Below are 17206 nucleotides of genomic sequence, written 5' to 3'. Positions count from 1 at the left end.
GAAAAACAGACCTGCTAGTCAGCAGATCTGTTTCAATAACACGTTCTACGCTTTTAAGAAACGGCGCATTGAGATGATCGATCCTAATGAACCAATCACGATTCCGATCAGAGCCATGACACCACAAACTTGCAGTAGAAACTGATTTGGTGCAATCAAACTATAATTGGAACGTAGCAGTGCTGGATTGACTAGCAAGTAAACTTGGTGATAACCAAAATACATAATAGCGATAGGGACAATTGATCCCAGCAATCCGATCCAGCCGCCTTCTAAGAAGAAAGGCCAGCGAATGTAACCATTTTTAGCACCTACCAGACGCATAATTTGAATCTCTCTTTGACGAGACAAGATCGTGATCCGAATCGTATTTGAAATCAAGAACATTGCCACAAAGATCAATAGGATAGCAGCCCCAAGTCCCCAAGTACGAACCGCAGCTGATAGAGCAAAGATCTTGTCAGAAGAATCGCCACCATAGTCTGCTTTGAAAACATTTGGCAATTCTCCAGCTTGTTTTGCAATTTTTTTCGTGTATTCAGGATCTGTGGCACTAACAACGTATACGTTATAAAGCGGATTGCTGTCCCCTTCAAATAAGTTCCAAGAATCCCCCATCGCATCCTGAATTTTTTTCAATTCATCATCACGACTCGAAAAACGAACGTCTGAAACATTCGGTAATTCTTTAAGCGATTGTTCCAAAGTATCCATGTCTTTTTGTTCTGTTCCGATATCCACAAAGACAGAAACATCCACATTCTTACGGATGTCTTCGGCTAACTTCGTTGCATTTAAAATAACACCCAAAAAGATACCGACTAACGTCAACGTGATCGTAACTGCACTGAGTGACGCGATCGTCATCCAGCCGTTTCGTTTTAAACTTTTAATACTCTCAAGGAGATGACGGAAAAACGTTCTAATCATCGTAACCATATTCTCCTTCCGCTTGGTCGCGAATGATCCGACCATTTTCAATTGCGATTACACGGTGACGAATCGTATTGACGATCGTGCTATTGTGTGTCGCCATCACTACTGTTGTTCCTTGTGCATTGATCCGATCCAACAACTTCATGATCTCCCAAGAATTCTCAGGATCTAAATTTCCTGTTGGTTCATCTGCAATCAATACTTTCGGGGTATTCACGATTGCTCGTGCAATAGAAACCCGTTGTTGCTCTCCGCCTGAAAGCTCACTTGGGAAGACTCGTACTTTGTGTTTCAATCCTACAAGGTCCAATACTTCCATTACCCGTTTTTTGACCTCCCGAGGCTTGCGGCCAATAACTTGCATCGCATAAGCGACATTCTCATAAACCGTTTTTCGCGGAAGCAATTTATAATCTTGGAAAACAACACCGATTTCGCGGCGCATCAATGGCACTTCGCGATTCTTGATCGTCAACAGGTCATACCCTGCTACATTAAGAACACCCTTCGTTGCTTTTTCTTCACGATACATCAATTTGATAAAGGTCGATTTCCCTGCACCGGAAGGTCCGACGACATAAACAAACTCACCTTGATCAATTGAAATCGAAAGATTACGGATAGCAGTCGTACCATTAGAGTACTTTTTCATTACTTCTTTCATTTCAATCATGCAGCTATCTCTCCATCTCACTTTTTTTCATACTGGCTTATTATAGCATGAATATATTTCACAATGCTTTCAACAGATTACAATTATATTTCAATCTGTTTAATAGCCCAGTATAGTTATTTTTGATTTAATTTCAACTTGAGGTAGGCATCGATAAAGCCGTCTAAATCACCATCCATTACTGCTTGTACATTTCCTGTTTCAAAGTTAGTCCGGTGATCTTTGACCATGGAATACGGATGAAAGACATAGGAACGAATTTGTGAACCCCAACCGATCTCCATCTGTTCTCCGCGAAGCGCTGCAGCTTCCAGTTCTTTCTTTTCTACTTCTAGTTGATAAAGTTTTGCTTTCAACATTCCCATTGCTTGTTCCCGGTTTTTCAACTGCGAACGTTGTGCTTGACTAGCCACTACGGTACCAGTTGGAATGTGCGTGATTCGTACAGCAGACTCCGTCTTATTGATGTGCTGACCGCCCGCACCGCTCGCTCGATAAGTATCGATTTTCAAGTCATCACTATTGATTTCGATATCAATCGCACCATCTAGCTCTGGCATGACATCTACCGAACAAAAAGAGGTATGCCGTCTTTTGGCTGAATCAAATGGTGAAATCCGAACTAAGCGATGGACGCCTTTTTCTGATTTCAAATACCCATAAGCATTATGGCCTTTGATCAACAAAGTGACACTCTTGATTCCGGCTTCGTCTCCTGCCTGATAGTCCAATGTTTCGACTTGGTATCCATGTTGCTCGCAAAAACGAGTATACATCCGCAACAACATACTGCCCCAATCTTGGGACTCGGTGCCGCCAGCACCTGGATGCAGTTCGATGATTGCATTGTTTCGATCATATGGTTCATCTAACAGCATAGACAGTTCATAAGTTCCCATTTTTTCATTCAAAGCTTGGATACGTTCTGCTAGTTCTGCTTCCATTTCTGCATCTGGTTCTTCTTGGATCATTTCCAAAAGAACTTCCAACTCTTCAAATTCTTCTGCCAATTGATTGAACTGATCGTAGGTTTCTTTATTGGCATTGTTCTCGTTGATCACCTTCTGTGCTTGCTCAGAATCATCCCAAAACGTAGGGTCCGCCATCTGGTGTTCTGCTTCAGCGATTGCCTCTTCTAACTGATCTAAGTCAAAGAGACCCCCTAAAACTATTTATTTTTTCATTCATTTGATTCAATTGATTCCGGATATCTGCGATTTCCATTTGATTTCCTTCTTTCTTCACGTGTATTGTAAATGAACGGAAAAGGCTGGACAAGAAAAGCTGCCAGCCTTTTTCCTAACGTATCAATTCTTCTATTTTTTGCCGTGACAGTTTTTGAATTTTTTGCCACTGCCGCAAGGACACGGATCATTACGGCCAACATTTTTGAAACTAGGATCTTCTTCTGGGACTGTTTCAGTTTCTTGAGCTTCTCCTTGAGCGACTTGTTCTCGTTGTACATTTTGGCGAATCTCGGCTTTCATAAACAAGCGTGTCACTTCATATTCGATCGCTCCCACCATATCTTCAAACATGTTGTATCCTTCAGTTTGGTATTCAACCAATGGATTGTTCTGCCCATATGCCCGCAGACCGACTGACTGTCTTAATTGGTCCATCGCATCGATATGGTCCGTCCATTTCGTATCCACCACTCGCAGAATAACTACTTTTTCAAATTCTAACAATTGTTCTTGACTGTTTAATTGGGCTTTTTTCTGCTCGAAAACTTCTTCTGCCCGTTGATAGAGATAGTCTTTGATTTCTTGTGGTTTTTTGCCTTTGATATCATCAACAGAGATGGAATCTTCATGCACTAAAGCATTTCCGGCAAAGTCGACGATCCCTTCATAATTCCAATTGCTTTCTTCTAATTGGGTATGGCTATCGACAACTCGTTCAATCGATCGTTTGACCATATTCATCAATGTTTGTGAAAGATCCTGCTCTTCCATGATGACTTCTTGACGTTGACCATAGATGACTTCCCGTTGCTCACGCATAACATCATCGTATTGCAAAACGTTTTTCCGGGTATCGTAGTTGTTACCTTCTACTCGTTTTTGCGCAGATTCTACTTGTTTAGACAACATCTTACTTTGAATCACGGCATCTTCTTCATCAATCTTCATCCGATCCAAGAACACTTTGATCCGCTCAGAACCAAACCGTTTCATCAAATCATCTTCCAACGAAAGATAGAATTGAGAAACCCCTGGGTCTCCTTGACGCCCAGAACGTCCCCGTAATTGGTTATCAATCCGGCGAGATTCATGACGTTCCGTACCGATGACCGCTAATCCACCTAATTCAGCAACACCTAAGCCTAATTTGATATCTGTTCCCCGACCAGCCATGTTCGTTGCGATCGTTACAGCACCTTTTTGTCCTGCGTTCAGAATGATTTCAGCTTCTTTAAAGTGATTTTTGGCATTCAGTACTTCATGAGGGACTTTCTCTCTATCCAACATGCTTGAAAGCAGCTCGGAAGTTTCTACAGCTACTGTACCAACAAGAACTGGTTGCCCTTTACGATGCCGTTCTTTGATATCTTGCACCACTGCGTGGAACTTGCTTTCCAGCGTTGGATAAAGTAAATCTGCACGGTCATCACGAACGATTGGTCGATTGGTCGGAATCTGAATGACTTGCATATTGTAGATTTCACGAAACTCTTCTTCTTCTGTTTTTGCGGTACCAGTCATACCAGAAAGTTTTTTGTACATCCGGAAATAGTTCTGGAAAGTGATTGTAGCCATCGTTTTGGTTTCATCTTCGATCTCAACATTTTCTTTTGCTTCGATCGCTTGGTGCAATCCGTCAGAATAACGACGTCCATCCATGATCCGTCCAGTAAACTGGTCGACGATCAAGACTTTACCTTCTTGTACGACATAGTCGATATCGCGGATCATGATATAATTCGCCCGCAACGCTTGGTCCATATGATGGGTCAACGCTGTATTTTCGATATCATACAAGTTTTCCAAGCCAAATGTTTCTTCGGCTTTCTCGATCCCTTTTTCAGTCAATCCAATTGTTTTTGATTGGATGTCGATTTTGTAATCTTCTTCTTTTAATCGTTTCACAAAATTATCGACCCGATTGTATAGTGCAGTCGATTTTTCTGCTTGTCCAGAAATAATCAATGGTGTTCTGGCTTCATCGATCAAGATTGAGTCGACTTCATCGACGATGGCATAATTCAATGGCCGTTGAACCATTTGATGGCGGTAAACCACCATATTGTCGCGTAAATAGTCAAAGCCTAGTTCATTATTCGTACTGTAGGTGATATCACAGGCATATGCAGCCCGTTTTTCTTCTGCTGTCTTCGAATTGATGTTTAGCCCAACAGTCAATCCTAAGAAATTATATAACTCACCCATTTCTGTAGAGTCACGAGTTGCCAAGTATTCATTGACCGTTACAACGTGTACACCGGCACCACTTAACGCATTCAAATAAACCGGCAATGTCGCAGTCAAGGTTTTTCCTTCACCGGTACGCATTTCAGGGATATTTCCGTCATGAAGCACGATCCCCCCCATTAATTGGACATGGTAAGGATACAGCCCTAAGACGCGTTTTGCCGCTTCGCGAACCACAGCAAAGGCTTCTGGCAATAATTGGTCTAACGTTTCACCTTGTTGAAAACGACCGCGAAATTCATCTGTTTTTTCGCGCAATTGTTCGTCAGATAAAGCGGCCATTTCGTCCGCATGAGATTCAACTTGTGAAGCAATATGGTCAAGACGTTTTAATTCTTTTTTATCATTCTCGATTAATTTTCTAAAAAAATTGGCCATGCCTATATAATTCTCCTTTTATTTCTACTTTTCCTAACTGGAAACTCTCCTAACTATTTTATCACTAGTTCATCATAAAGGAAATATTTTTCGGCGTAGTTCATGTTTCTCCATGATTTTTTAACTCTTTTTTTCTTTTTTCAATTGCTTTAAATAGATTTCTTTTACGCCCATTGCTTCTTGTGTCCAAAAGAAACTCTACTTCTCTTGCTCCTTAAAACAATCTCTGAAACAGAAAGCAATCGTTTGCTTTACAACGGACGAAAAAATGATCTGCCACATTTTCATTCGCTTTTCAAATGTGAATAGAATAACTAAGTTATTTACTGAAAATTTCGACTTTATCATTCCAATTGTAGAAAGGTTTTGTGTTAGACTGATTCTTAATTTTTCTTTTAAGCAATAGAAAACCAAAAAAGTTGTTCATTTTCTGCTTGACTATTATTGCAATCGATTGCATAATTAGGTCTGTAAACGCAAACAATTAATTTTTAGGAGGAACAAGAATGAAGGTAGATGTAAAACGATTACTTATTGGGGGAAGTATTTTAAGCTTGTCTGCAATCGTACTAGGCGCTTGTGGCAACAGCAACGACGATGCTGCTTCAAGCAATGGCAGTGCAGCGGAGTCTAGTGCAAAAGTCGAAGGTGATATTAAATTATGGGTAGATACCGAACATATTGATGCCTTACAAGGGCAAGTCGACAAATTTGAAAAAGAGTATCCTGATGTAAAAGTAACAGTTGCAGCTGGCTCTTCTGCCGATGCCAAAGCAGACGTCTCAAAAGACCCTGAACAAGCAGCCGATGTATTCATGATGCCTCATGACCAAGTAGGACAAATGGCTGAAGCTGGTCTGATTTATCCAATCGGTGATAAGCAAGCAGCAACAATCAAAGATACGAACGTGGAAGCAGCAGTTGATGCCGTGACTTGGAAAGACAAAATTTACGGCTATCCTTACGGTGTTGAATCTCAAGTGCTTTATTACAATACTTCTACATTGACAGCAGATGATGTAAAAACTTGGGAAGGATTGACTTCCGCTGGAAAAATCGGTACCAACTTTGCAGAAGACGGTGCAAACTACATTTTTGGCCCTCTATTTATGAGCAACGGAAATGTTCTTTATGGAGAAGACGGTGAAGATATTAATGGAACCAATTTCAACAACGAAGCTGGTGTTGAAGTCTTACAATGGATCGCCGATCAAAAAAATAATAGCGGTGTCCTTCAAGCCAGTGAATCCGCGTTGTCTGATTTGCAATCTGGTAAATCAGATGCCTTCCTTTCAGGTCCTTGGTCAAAAAATGACGTAGAAAAAGCGCTTGGAGACAACATGGGTGTTGCCGCCTATCCAACAATCGACTTCGGCAGTGGTGCGAAACAAATGAAAGCTTTCTTAGGTGTAAAACTTTATGCTGTCAACCAACAAACCGAAGCGCCATTAGCAGCTATGGCTTTAGCAGAATATTTAAGCAACCAAGAAACACAAGAAATCGAATTTACTGAAAACGGCGTTGTCCCTTCAAATAAAGATGCACAAGAATCTGATGCAGTAAAAGCTGATGCAGTAGCAAAAGCTGTGATGGAAATGTCTGATGCAGAACACTCTGTCGTAATGCCTAAATTGCCTGAGATGGTTTCTTTCTGGCCACCAATGGATGCGTTAATCAACGATACCTATAAAGGTCAAATCAAACCAGATCAGTTCCAAGATAAACTCGATAAGTTTGTTTCCGATATTTCAAAAGTAACCGAATAATCAACAACACATCACTATACATGACAAAGGGAAAGCCTGCTTTCCCTTTTCTAGTTAATTACGAAAGCAAGGTGAGAGGATATGTTCAGGAAAAAACATGCGTCGCATATCACTTTTAGAGAATTATTCAAAAAAGGCGATCTAGCGACAAAGCTATCTTTTATTTTGATGGGAAGCGCTAATTTCGCCAATAAACAATGGCTGAAAGGAATTATTTTCATCGTATCACAAGTTGGTTTTATCGCTTGGTTCATAAGAAATGGTTTCCACGCTCTTCTGATGCTGCAAACATTAGGAACACAAAAACAAGGGTTGGTCTATAACGAAGCACTTGGTATTGAAATCTTGCAAAAGGGTGACAATTCAATGCTCTTATTGCTTTTCGGTATTGCTTCCCTGCTCGTTTGTGCACTCTTGATTATTCTCTATATCATTAATTTGAAAAGCGCCCGTCATTTGTACGAATTAAAACAACAAGGACTTAAAATCCCTACGACACGCGACGATTTACATAGTCTGGTGAACGAACGCTTTCATGCGACATTGATGACAATCCCATTGATTGGTGTCTTATTTTTTACTATCTTACCGCTCTTATATATGATTTCGATTGCCTTCACCAATTATGATCACAAAAATTTACCCCCAAAAAATCTGTTTACTTGGGTAGGATTGAAGAATTTCTCTAATGTCATCACTGGTGATATGGCGTCCACCTTTTTCCCAGTACTAGCTTGGACATTGACATGGGCTGTACTCGCAACGATCACTTGTTTCTTCTTCGGCGTGATCTTAGCCTTATTGATCAACGCGAAAGGGATCCGTTACAAAAAATTGTGGCGCACCATTTTTGTTTTGACGATGGCAGTTCCTCAATTCGTGTCACTTTTGATCATGCGTAACTTACTAAACGGTTCTGGTCCGATTAACTCACTCTTACTGAATTGGGGATGGATCTCTTCTTCGATCCCGTTTCTGACCGATCCTTTCTTTGCGAAAGTCAGCATTATCTTTGTGAACATGTGGATCGGGATTCCAGCAACGATGCTTGTAACAACAGGAATCTTACAAAATCTTGATCAGGAACAACTAGAAGCAGCCGAAATCGATGGCGCCAATAAATTCCAAATTTTCCGCTCCATCACATTTCCTCAGATATTGTTTGTAATGATGCCCGCATTGATTCAACAGTTTATCGGCAACATCAACAACTTTAATGTTATTTTCTTATTGACTGGCGGCGGCCCATCTAACTCTAATTTCTATGGTGCTGGCTCGACCGATCTGTTAGTAACGTGGCTGTACAACTTGACAGTCAACACGATGGATTACAATTTAGCTTCCGTAATCGGTATCTTGATCTTTATCATATCTGCTGTCTTTAGCCTGTTTGCGTACACGCGAACAAATTCTTATAAGGAGGGGTAACAATGTCTGTAAAGAAAAAGAAATCCGGCTACCAACAAGGGCAGTCAAAAACCCGTTTTCTGATTTATACGATTTTGATCATTCTTTCTGTTCTTTGGTTATTCCCGATCGTTTGGATCATTTTGACAAGTTTTAGAGGAGAAGGTGGGGCCTTCGTTCCTTATATCATTCCCAAAGAATTCACTTTTGAAAATTACCGACAACTATTAGCCAATGATAGCGGCAGCTACCCTTTTGTCCGCTGGTTCTTGAATACATTGTTTGTTGCTGTCTGCAGCTGTCTTTTGTCTACATTTATTACAATCGCAATGGCCTACTCTCTCTCACGGTTGCGCTTTAGACTTCGTAAACCTTTCTTGAAAGTTGCCTTGGTATTGAATATGTTCCCAGGCTTTATGAGCATGATCGCCGTTTATTATATTCTAAAAGCCCTCAACCTAACACAAAGCTTATTGGCGCTGATCTTGGTTTATTCGGCTGGAGCGGCACTGGGATTCTACGTTGCCAAAGGGTTCTTTGATACGATTCCAATGGCGCTAGATGAGTCTGCTATGATCGATGGTGCCAATAAATGGCATATTTTTACCAAGATCACATTGCCTTTATCAAAACCAATTATCGTCTATACCTCTTTGATGGCCTTCATGGGTCCTTGGATGGATTTCATCTTTGCTCGAATCATCATGGGTGATGACGTCAAAAACTATACCGTTGCGATCGGACTTTATTCTATGATGACAAAAACAACAGCCAATTCGTTGTTTATGTCCTTTACAGCTGGCTGTGTGCTGATCGCTATTCCAATCACCCTACTCTTTATCTATATGCAAAAATATTATGTACAAGGAATTACTTCCGGTTCAGTGAAATAACCCTCTTCCTACCTCACTTTTTTTAAGCAAAACTAGCAATCGCTGAGTGACTCTCGACTCGACGATTGCTAGTTTTTGTTTTTGATCTTCCCTACGCCTCTTGACTAGCTAACGCTACTTCAACGCCTTGTTCTTTCAATGTTGAAACATGCATTTCTCCCCAATGACAGAGAGCATCCAATACGCTGCTTAATGTCAGACCATAGTCGCTGAGAGAATAGACAACCTTTGGTGGAACTTGGTGATAAGAGGTTCGCAAAACGATGCCGTCTGTCTCCAGCTCTCTTAGTTGCTGCGTCAGCATTTTTTGACTGATATCAGGTATCCGTCGCTTCAAATCACTCGGACGCAAGGCGCCATCTCGTAGATTACACAGAATAATCGGTTTCCATTTTCCACCGATCACATCCATAGTAGCTTCCACACCAATGTTGTATTTTTTTGGAGTCATACTTCAAACACTTCCTTTAAATTCAAAAAAGTAACTTTTTTGACACTATAGCACAAAAAAGTAGGTACTATTCATCTGAACTTTTTTAGTATAAGGTATATTTACCAAAAATCAAGGAGGAAATTTATATGATTCATTCATTAACCGACACAATTACATTGAACGAACAAGTCAGCATTCCTGGCTTTGGTTTGGGCGTCTTTCAAATTCCTGATGAAGAAGTAGCTGCTGTTGTAAAAAACGGCATTTTAAAAGGTTATCGTTTGATTGATACCGCGCAAATATATGATAATGAAAGCGGAACAGGCCAAGGGATCAAAGAAGGACTAGCAGCAACGGGACTTACACGAGAAGAACTCTTTGTCACTTCTAAAGTTTGGAACAATTATTTGACCTACGATGAAACGATCGCGGCTTTTGAAAAGTCCCTCGCGCTTTTGCAATTGGATTATTTAGACCTTTATTTGCTCCACTGGCCTGGCAAAAATGCGTATCAAGAATCTTGGCGGGCACTTGAAGACCTCCATCAAGCTGGAAAGATCAAAGCCATCGGCGTCAGCAATTTTCAGAGCCATCATTTGAAGGAATTGCTCGCTGCAGCAAAAGTCAAACCTGTGTTAAATCAAGTGGAACTACATCCAAAATTAGCTCAAAAAGAACTGCGTGATTATTGTCAGCAACAAGCAATCAAGATCCAAGCTTGGTCTCCATTGATGCAAGGTCAGATTCTCCAACATCCGATCCTCGTAAAGATGGCTCAACGCCATCACGTATCCCCTGCACAAATCGCCTTACGCTGGCATATCCAGCAAGATATTTTACTGGTAGTTAAGACAGTTAATCCCGACAGAATGGAACAAAATCAGCAACTCTTTGATTTTTCTTTGTCGGAAGAAGATATGCGTGAACTTAATCGTTTGAATGAAGATCACCGGGTAGGTCCCGATCCGGATCAATTTAACTTTAACTAAGGAAATGGAGTGAAGGAAATGGAATTAGGATTAACAAAGAAAACAGCACTGGTCACTGGCTCTACGAAAGGTATTGGGAAAGCAATTGCTTTCGAGCTGGCAAAAGAAGGCGCGGATGTCATCGTCAATGGACGGCAAGAGGACAGTGTCAAAGCTGTCGTTGCTGAATTAAAAGAAAAATTTCCTAAGACGAATCCTCAAGTGGCTCCATATGATCTAGCCGATGCAGCAGCTCGCCAACAGCTTTTTGACCACTTCCCTAAAGTAGATATTCTTGTCAATAATATGGGGATCTTCGAACCAATGGATTACATGGAAATTACCGATGAAGTTTGGGAACATTTTTTCCATGTGAATGTTTTGTCGGGAAATGCTTTAGCAAAATTTTATTTGCCTCATATGCTCCAACAAAACTTCGGCCGTGTGATTTTTATTGCCAGTGAAGAAGCCGTTATGCCTTCTGGAGAAATGCCGCAGTACAGCATGACAAAAACGATGAACCTCTCTTTGGCTAAAAGTTTGTCAAAACTCACCGCTGGGACACAGGTCACTGTAAATACGATCATGCCTGGTTCAACACTGACCGAAGGCGTAGAAACGATGCTGAAAACGATGTATCAAGAAAGTGATTTGCCGGAGTCCATGTGGGAAGAAGATTTCATGAAAAAGCATCGCCCACTGTCTCAAATTCAACGGCTCATTCGTCCAGAAGAGATTGGACGCTTTGTAGCTTTCGTTGCTAGTCCTTACGCATCCTCTTTCTCTGGAGCCGCCTTGAGACTCGACGGTGGTTTAGTACCAACGATTTATTGATTTCTCAGCAAAGAACTATGTCAAAAAGACTTTAGCAAACACAGCAGCCGAAAGGCCATGAAATTGCCCCTATGATCCCGCAGATCGGATTTACACCTGCAGGATTGATGGGGCAATTTTATTTCACTCAGCGAATCATTTTGTTTAACTGCCCCTTTTATCACAGCTTTTTTATTCAAAAAAACAGAGCAGATCACTCTGCTCTGTCAAAAAAGACTTTTTTGGGGATTTCCGACAAGTCATTCTTTGATCAATCGGTTTCGATCAATCCATACTTGCCGTCTTTACGGCGATAAACAATGCTTGTGCCGTTTGTTTCGGCATCTTCAAAAATGAAGAAGTTATGTCCTAGCATATTCATTTGCAAAACGGCTTCTTCACTATCCATCGGTTTTAGAGAAAGACGTTTTGTACGTACAATGTCTAGTTCTGCTCCATTGGTTTCTTCTTCGTTTGTATCCGTTGTGAATAAGTCGCCATTGTCTGGAGCCACTAAAGCTGTTTCCCGAGATTTACGGTTGATTTTCGTTTTGAATTTACGGATTTGGCGTTCCAATTTATCAACAACCAAATCAATACTTGCATATAGATCAGGAGAAGTTTCTTCCGCACGCAAGACTAGGAATGGTAACGGAATGGTTACTTCAACTTTTGCTGTTTTTTCGGTATATACTTTCAAATTAACATGCGCTGTTGCTTCAGGCACATCATTAAAATAACGCTCTAGTTTACCTACTTTTTTCTCAACGTAATCGCGGATCGCTTCAGTTACCTCGATATTTTCGCCACGTACATTATATCTAAACATAAAAATTACCCCTTTCGTCTACCACACTAAGAAGGAAAAGGACCACTCTCTTCTTCTTCTTAACTCTATTATATCGAAGTATCTTGCATTTGGAAAGCGAATCGCTAAGATTTTTTTAAGCGTTTACAATTCCTTATCTGGCAAAAGAAAAGGACGTGATCGTTTTCGGCTGGCAAGTCAAAAGTACTTCTGCAGCATGATAAATTGTTTGTCCAGTCGTATACACATCATCCACCAGCAACACACGTTTGTCCTTGATTTCTTGAGCCTTTTCGATAATAAATGGTTGCGGAGCTGCTAATCGTTCGTTTCTAGTCATTGCTGCTTGAGGAGGTAAATGGATCTTTTTCTTTAGTAAGGATCGGTAATCAATCCCGGCAGCTTGTAATACTGCTGTCACTTGATTAAAGCCACGCTGCTGATAGCGTTCATGAGAAAGGGGGATCGGGATGACCAGATCATAGAGCAATCCTTTGAAAGCTTGCTTGATCTCTGGGAGAAAGGTAGCCCGCAGACGAAAATCGCCCATTAATTTGTATTGATGGAGCCACTCCTGCATTCCTTGATTGTATGTCATCAGAGCACGATGCTGCAGCTGAAACTTTGGATAACGTTGCCCCCAATAGCGACAATCCCGACAATTTTGGCTTTCATTACAACATGTCTTGCAGCAGCTAGTCAAATCAACAAACTGCAATTTACTCCTACAGTCTGGACACTTCTCTGAAGCAGGAATTCCTAATGGCCATAAAATCTCCCGCAGCCACAGTTCTCGTGCAAACTCCTGTTGGCACCAGCTACACTTCACTTGCCAGCCACTCCTTTGCTAATCGATTCATCGCTTGGATTTCCAAGATCGCCTTACGAATCGCTGATGTTGCCTGATCATAGAAAAAGAGAACTTCTCCATGATTGAATGGACCTTTTCGATCAACTCGTCCAGCAATCTGGACCAGTGCTGATTTAGAAAAAACAGGATGATCTGCTCCCATCACCACTACAGAAACATTTTCAAAGGTAACACCTCGTTCCAAGATGGTAGTTGTGAAAAGAATCTGATACTTTGAATTGCGCGCCTTGACTACTTTTTCTATTCGAGCAGGGTCTTTTGCTGAAACACTGGTTATCGTCTCCTCTTTTAAGAATGATCGAACAGCTTTTTCTAGCCGTTCCATAAAAACAATACTTGGGCAAAAAACTAAGACAAAATTTGTTTGAGATAGGCGTTGCAGATGAAACAATAAACGCCGTAGTCTTCTTTTTGTTTGATACACGTTACGCCAACCTTCATACCAAATCAGTTGAGGAACGATCAGCGGTCGCTGATGAAAACGCAGCGGCATTTTTTCCACTGCAAAATTTGTTGTTTCTTTTAGTAACGCATCTGAAGGTGTGGCACTTAGATAAATCAGACAGCCGGTCGCTTTCAATGCATTCATTAACCCGAACCTTAGTTGCTGGTCCCCTTCATAAGGAAAAGCATCTACTTCGTCAACGATTATCAGATCAAATGCCCGATAAAAATGCAGCAGTTGATGAATGGTCGCCACAAGCAAGTCTGTATACCGATAGTCTTCCTCTGAATCTCCGTAAAGCAGTAAACAAGATTCTTTGGGAAATGCCTGTTGGATCCGAGGGAACAGTTCGCGGCACACATCGATTCGCGGAGAGACGACAGCTACCCGATGTCCTTGCAGCCTTGCCGCTTGTATCACTTCAAAAATCATTTCCGTTTTGCCAGAGCCGGTTACCGACCAAACCAACGTTGCTTTTTTTTGTTGATAATTTCTTACCAACGCTTGTGAGATTCTTTTTTGAAAAACCGTTAGTGGACCAGGCCAATGAATTTTCGGAAAACTGACGCTGCTTTGTTCCGAAACTGTCACAAAAACTTTAGACGTATCTGCCCGTCCGTAATGGATGCAGGCAGGGCAATAGTGAATCCCTGTTGGCAGTTGTACCTCCTCTTTATTGAAGCAGCTGCCACAACGCTGACATTCAATTTGTCCCTCTTTGATTAAGACGGCTGGACGAATGTCACATTTGAGTTGGTCGGAGTTGTTGCGTTCCCTTTCGGATACTAAAATTTGACGACCGCCTTCTTCCATCGTATCCCTCCTCTCGTTATATATGACTGATCAAGCCTTCAAAAGCAGGTACATTCTCTAGTTTTTTCGAAAGCCTTGGACATTCGACACAATTAAAGTACGCCATCCACAAAAAAAGAACCTTACTCGTTCTCATTTTCTGCCAAAACAGAGAAACTCGAAACCTGTAAGGTTCTACTCAATAGTCTTAAGTAATCGTTGAAAATGGATTGGGCTTATTCACCAATCAATGTCAATGCTTGATCCAACACTTTTTCACCATTCATCATACCATAGTCAGCCATGTTGATAACTTCCAATGGGATTCCCTTTGGTGCTAAACGTTTTTCAAAATCGCCTTTCATGAAACGAACTTGAGGGCCTAATAATAAAACGTTCACATCTTTGCTTTCTAAATGTTGATCTGCTTCTGAAGCGGAAACAGCAAAAATATCTGTATCAAGACCTTTTGCATCAGCAGCTTTCTGCATTTTTGTCACTAATAAGCTGGTGCTCATTCCTGCGGAACAAACTAACATAATCGTTTTTTTAGCCATATCGAACACTCCCTAAAATTTTAAATAATATAACATTACCTATTCCTAGTATAGAACAAGTTTCAAATTTGTCAACGCTTACTGTCTATTAACCAATTGGACTTGACCAATTGATTGAAAACAACATATTCCTTCTTTAAATTCACGTGAACCACTTCATATCTTGCATTCAACCACGCATAGGCCCCGTTTTCCGGATGTCGATAATCATTGGCCCACCAATCAATGCTCTTGCGGGCACTCTTTGGCAGCCCTGTCGCCGGAAATAACAGTTCATCAAATTGTGTGAAAGTCAATGTGACTTGAGAACCGCCATTAGATTTTAAGTAATGAGTGATGATATCGTATTTCTTGCGTTTACTCAATGGCAACGCCTCCTTTTTTATCCGTTCACTTATTCTTTACTGATTTCTTTCATTGAAACTTTTCTCCACATTACCTATACTGAAAATAAAAGGAGGAGCCTATGAAGAATAGTTATCGCACCATTCGTGAGGATGGACAAAGTGAACAAGAAATCAAGAAATCCCGATTCATTTGTTCCCTTAAACGTGTCACTTCCGAAGAGGAAGCCAAAGCATTCATCCTCGCTCTCAAAAAAGAGCATTGGAAGGCCAATCATAATTGCAGTGCTTTTGTTATTGGCGAAAACAATGAGATCCAACGAAGCAGCGACGATGGGGAACCAAGCGGTACCGCTGGCGTCCCCATGCTAGATGTCCTCAAAAAAAATGAATTAATCAATGTGGTTGCTGTTGTGACCCGTTACTTTGGTGGGACGAAATTAGGCGCTGGCGGTTTGATCCGCGCTTATGCAAGCACTGTTGCCGCTGCCTTAAAGGAAATCGGTATCGTTGAAGGGACACTTAACCAGACACTTTATTTGACCATCGATTATCCTCAGCTAGGAAAGCTGCAAAATCACTTAGAGCACCAAAACATTCACTTAGCATCCATTGACTATACGGATAAAATCCGAGTAACGCTGATGGTTCCCGAAATATCCTTGTCCGCGGTAGAAGCCGATCTAACAGATCTGTTACAAGGACAACTAGAGATCGCACACGGCCCTGTCAGCTATGTGGAACGACCGATTTCCTGAGAAACAGATCGAATTTGTGTTGTCATTACTTGCTGGTGAAGCAGAATGATTGTTCAGATAGCTACTGTCAAGCGATGCCTCATGAATCTGCTTGAGGCATCATTTCTGACAATTCTTGCTACTCTTTCACCTCGTTTACTAGCTTTCACTTTTGTCTTTCACTTTGGTCAATATAATTTTCTATTTCCTGTCTTATTTTTCTAAATAAAATTCAAAACGATTCCCTACGTATTGTGTACGCACGTATTCAAATGGTTGTCCGTTTTCAAAACAGGTAATTTGCCGCATTCTTAAAATTGCATCCCCGCGTTTGATTTGCAAGTAATCAGCGATTTGCTCCGAAGCAATCATTGCTGAGATCGTTTGTGAGGCAGCTCCGATCTTATGACCGCCCTTTTCTTCTAACACATGATACAAAGATGAGATGATTTCTTCTTTACTAAAATTGTGAATCAATTTCTCTGGAATACTCGCCACTTCGAAACAAATAGGTACATCATCTGCATAACGAATGCGTTCCATCCGTAAAATCGTCTCATGTCCTTCTAATTGCAACTTTTCCATTTCACTCGAACTTGGGGCTGTCAAGAAGTAGGCCACTGCTTTACTAGAAGGCACCCGTCCAAGTGAGCGCATGATCTCAGTAAAACTCGTGGTTCCGCTCATTTTCTCCTGTACTTTCTGACGAGCCACATAAGTTCCTGATCCGATTTTTCTTTCCAAAATCCCTTCGTCGGCTAGTGTCTGAATAGCTTGGCGCAATGTCATGCGACTAACACCGAATTGTTTCGCTAACTCGCGCTCAGAAGGCAAACGGTCACCGATTTTGTAGGTTTCATTCTCGATGTTTGCTTTGATTTGATCATGTATCTGTATGTATACGGGTAAGTTCTCTGCCATAGTCTATTCCTCCATTCAGTTTCTATTATA

Annotated in this window: 17 protein-coding genes; 6 read left to right on the top strand and 11 right to left on the bottom strand. The window is 41.1% G+C overall.

Annotated features, from left to right (window positions below):
- Positions 1-45: 45 nt before the first annotated feature.
- The 4 genes from ftsX to secA all read right to left on the bottom strand — a co-directional run bounded on the left by ftsX (position 46) and on the right by secA (position 5421).
- Positions 46-930 carry a permease-like cell division protein FtsX gene (gene ftsX, locus IGJ28_RS07075; RefSeq protein ID WP_003127626.1) on the bottom strand — a complete coding sequence of 295 codons (885 nt, stop codon included), beginning with the start codon at positions 928-930 and terminating at the stop codon, positions 46-48.
- Positions 923-1609: a cell division ATP-binding protein FtsE gene (ftsE, locus tag IGJ28_RS07070; protein ID WP_005471877.1), complete on the bottom strand. Its 687-nt coding sequence runs from the start codon at positions 1607-1609 to the stop codon at positions 923-925. The genes ftsX and ftsE overlap by 8 nt, the downstream gene beginning before the upstream one ends.
- A 116-nt stretch (positions 1610-1725) precedes the next feature.
- Positions 1726-2833, bottom strand: a protein-coding gene (gene prfB / locus IGJ28_RS07065) for a peptide chain release factor 2 (RefSeq protein WP_252712204.1) whose coding sequence is annotated in 2 segments (ribosomal slippage) — positions 1726-2760 and positions 2762-2833 — 1107 coding nt in all. Because the reading frame shifts where the segments join, the coding sequence is not laid out codon by codon here.
- 92 nt (positions 2834-2925) lie between these two features.
- A complete protein-coding gene (gene secA, locus IGJ28_RS07060) occupies positions 2926-5421 on the bottom strand; it encodes a preprotein translocase subunit SecA (RefSeq protein ID WP_029487183.1) in 2496 nt (831 codons plus the stop codon).
- Positions 5422-5927: 506 nt separating this feature from the next.
- Here secA and IGJ28_RS07055 point away from each other — a divergent pair.
- From IGJ28_RS07055 to IGJ28_RS07045, 3 genes are all read left to right on the top strand, one after another.
- Positions 5928-7187 carry an extracellular solute-binding protein gene (locus IGJ28_RS07055; protein ID WP_060813454.1) on the top strand — a complete coding sequence of 420 codons (1260 nt, stop codon included), beginning with the start codon at positions 5928-5930 and terminating at the stop codon, positions 7185-7187.
- A gap of 81 nt (positions 7188-7268) precedes the next feature.
- The gene (locus IGJ28_RS07050; protein WP_252712203.1) at positions 7269-8615 is read left to right on the top strand and encodes a carbohydrate ABC transporter permease; all 1347 of its coding nucleotides are present in this window, start codon (positions 7269-7271) and stop codon (positions 8613-8615) included.
- A gap of 2 nt (positions 8616-8617) precedes the next feature.
- Entirely contained in the window at positions 8618-9487 is an 870-nt protein-coding gene (locus IGJ28_RS07045) for a sugar ABC transporter permease (protein WP_003127620.1), read from the top strand.
- A 91-nt stretch (positions 9488-9578) separates the two neighbouring features.
- Here the strand turns inward: IGJ28_RS07045 and IGJ28_RS07040 are convergent, their stop codons facing one another.
- Positions 9579-9938, bottom strand: coding sequence for a winged helix-turn-helix transcriptional regulator (locus IGJ28_RS07040; protein WP_003127619.1), 360 nt, complete (start codon positions 9936-9938; stop codon positions 9579-9581).
- Between the two features lie 128 nt (positions 9939-10066).
- Between IGJ28_RS07040 and IGJ28_RS07035 the strand changes: the two genes are divergently transcribed.
- Positions 10067-10909 (top strand): aldo/keto reductase, encoded by an 843-nt coding sequence (locus IGJ28_RS07035; RefSeq protein ID WP_252712202.1) that lies wholly within the window; start codon positions 10067-10069, stop codon positions 10907-10909.
- An 18-nt stretch (positions 10910-10927) separates the two neighbouring features.
- Positions 10928-11722, top strand: a complete 795-nt coding sequence (locus IGJ28_RS07030; protein ID WP_060813460.1) for an SDR family NAD(P)-dependent oxidoreductase — start codon at positions 10928-10930, stop codon at positions 11720-11722.
- A 250-nt stretch (positions 11723-11972) separates the two neighbouring features.
- Here the strand turns inward: IGJ28_RS07030 and hpf are convergent, their stop codons facing one another.
- The 5 genes from hpf to IGJ28_RS07005 form a co-directional block, all read right to left on the bottom strand.
- Positions 11973-12530, bottom strand: coding sequence for a ribosome hibernation-promoting factor, HPF/YfiA family (hpf, locus tag IGJ28_RS07025; protein ID WP_003127615.1), 558 nt, complete (start codon positions 12528-12530; stop codon positions 11973-11975).
- Between the two features lie 133 nt (positions 12531-12663).
- Complete coding sequence (locus tag IGJ28_RS07020; RefSeq protein WP_103300937.1) at positions 12664-13338, bottom strand: ComF family protein; 675 nt, start codon at positions 13336-13338, stop codon at positions 12664-12666.
- Positions 13328-14638, bottom strand: coding sequence for a DEAD/DEAH box helicase family protein (locus IGJ28_RS07015; protein WP_438845303.1), 1311 nt, complete (start codon positions 14636-14638; stop codon positions 13328-13330). The genes IGJ28_RS07020 and IGJ28_RS07015 overlap by 11 nt, the downstream gene beginning before the upstream one ends.
- 215 nt (positions 14639-14853) lie before the next feature.
- Positions 14854-15174: a PTS sugar transporter subunit IIB gene (locus IGJ28_RS07010; RefSeq protein ID WP_003127611.1), complete on the bottom strand. Its 321-nt coding sequence runs from the start codon at positions 15172-15174 to the stop codon at positions 14854-14856.
- A 71-nt stretch (positions 15175-15245) separates the two neighbouring features.
- A complete protein-coding gene (locus IGJ28_RS07005) occupies positions 15246-15539 on the bottom strand; it encodes a DUF7662 domain-containing protein (RefSeq protein WP_003127610.1) in 294 nt (97 codons plus the stop codon).
- Between the two features lie 101 nt (positions 15540-15640).
- Between IGJ28_RS07005 and IGJ28_RS07000 the strand changes: the two genes are divergently transcribed.
- On the top strand, positions 15641-16276 hold the full coding sequence (locus IGJ28_RS07000; protein WP_003127609.1) for a YigZ family protein: 636 nt from the start codon (positions 15641-15643) through the stop codon (positions 16274-16276).
- Between the two features lie 192 nt (positions 16277-16468).
- Here the strand turns inward: IGJ28_RS07000 and IGJ28_RS06995 are convergent, their stop codons facing one another.
- Complete coding sequence (locus IGJ28_RS06995; RefSeq protein ID WP_003127608.1) at positions 16469-17176, bottom strand: GntR family transcriptional regulator; 708 nt, start codon at positions 17174-17176, stop codon at positions 16469-16471.
- Positions 17177-17206 lie beyond the last annotated feature (30 nt).

This window comes from Enterococcus sp. AZ091 (genome assembly GCF_051714805.1).
Taxonomy (GTDB): domain Bacteria; phylum Bacillota; class Bacilli; order Lactobacillales; family Enterococcaceae; genus Enterococcus_D; species Enterococcus_D gallinarum.
Note: the sequence above shows the minus strand (reverse complement) of the source record. Positions and strands in the feature narration are given on the sequence as shown.

What these genes read in the sequence shown, in the direction of transcription:
- ftsX (WP_003127626.1), bottom strand. Translation starts at nt 930, where the DNA reads ATGATTAGAACGTTTTTCCGTCATCTCCTTGAGAGTATTAAAAGTTTA.
- ftsE (WP_005471877.1), bottom strand. Translation starts at nt 1,609, where the DNA reads ATGATTGAAATGAAAGAAGTAATGAAAAAGTACTCTAATGGTACGACT.
- secA (WP_029487183.1), bottom strand. Translation starts at nt 5,421, where the DNA reads ATGGCCAATTTTTTTAGAAAATTAATCGAGAATGATAAAAAAGAATTA.
- IGJ28_RS07055 (WP_060813454.1), top strand. Translation starts at nt 5,928, where the DNA reads ATGAAGGTAGATGTAAAACGATTACTTATTGGGGGAAGTATTTTAAGC.
- IGJ28_RS07050 (WP_252712203.1), top strand. Translation starts at nt 7,269, where the DNA reads ATGTTCAGGAAAAAACATGCGTCGCATATCACTTTTAGAGAATTATTC.
- IGJ28_RS07045 (WP_003127620.1), top strand. Translation starts at nt 8,618, where the DNA reads ATGTCTGTAAAGAAAAAGAAATCCGGCTACCAACAAGGGCAGTCAAAA.
- IGJ28_RS07040 (WP_003127619.1), bottom strand. Translation starts at nt 9,938, where the DNA reads ATGACTCCAAAAAAATACAACATTGGTGTGGAAGCTACTATGGATGTG.
- IGJ28_RS07035 (WP_252712202.1), top strand. Translation starts at nt 10,067, where the DNA reads ATGATTCATTCATTAACCGACACAATTACATTGAACGAACAAGTCAGC.
- IGJ28_RS07030 (WP_060813460.1), top strand. Translation starts at nt 10,928, where the DNA reads ATGGAATTAGGATTAACAAAGAAAACAGCACTGGTCACTGGCTCTACG.
- hpf (WP_003127615.1), bottom strand. Translation starts at nt 12,530, where the DNA reads ATGTTTAGATATAATGTACGTGGCGAAAATATCGAGGTAACTGAAGCG.
- IGJ28_RS07015 (WP_438845303.1), bottom strand. Translation starts at nt 14,638, where the DNA reads ATGGAAGAAGGCGGTCGTCAAATTTTAGTATCCGAAAGGGAACGCAAC.
- IGJ28_RS07010 (WP_003127611.1), bottom strand. Translation starts at nt 15,174, where the DNA reads ATGGCTAAAAAAACGATTATGTTAGTTTGTTCCGCAGGAATGAGCACC.
- IGJ28_RS07000 (WP_003127609.1), top strand. Translation starts at nt 15,641, where the DNA reads ATGAAGAATAGTTATCGCACCATTCGTGAGGATGGACAAAGTGAACAA.
- IGJ28_RS06995 (WP_003127608.1), bottom strand. Translation starts at nt 17,176, where the DNA reads ATGGCAGAGAACTTACCCGTATACATACAGATACATGATCAAATCAAA.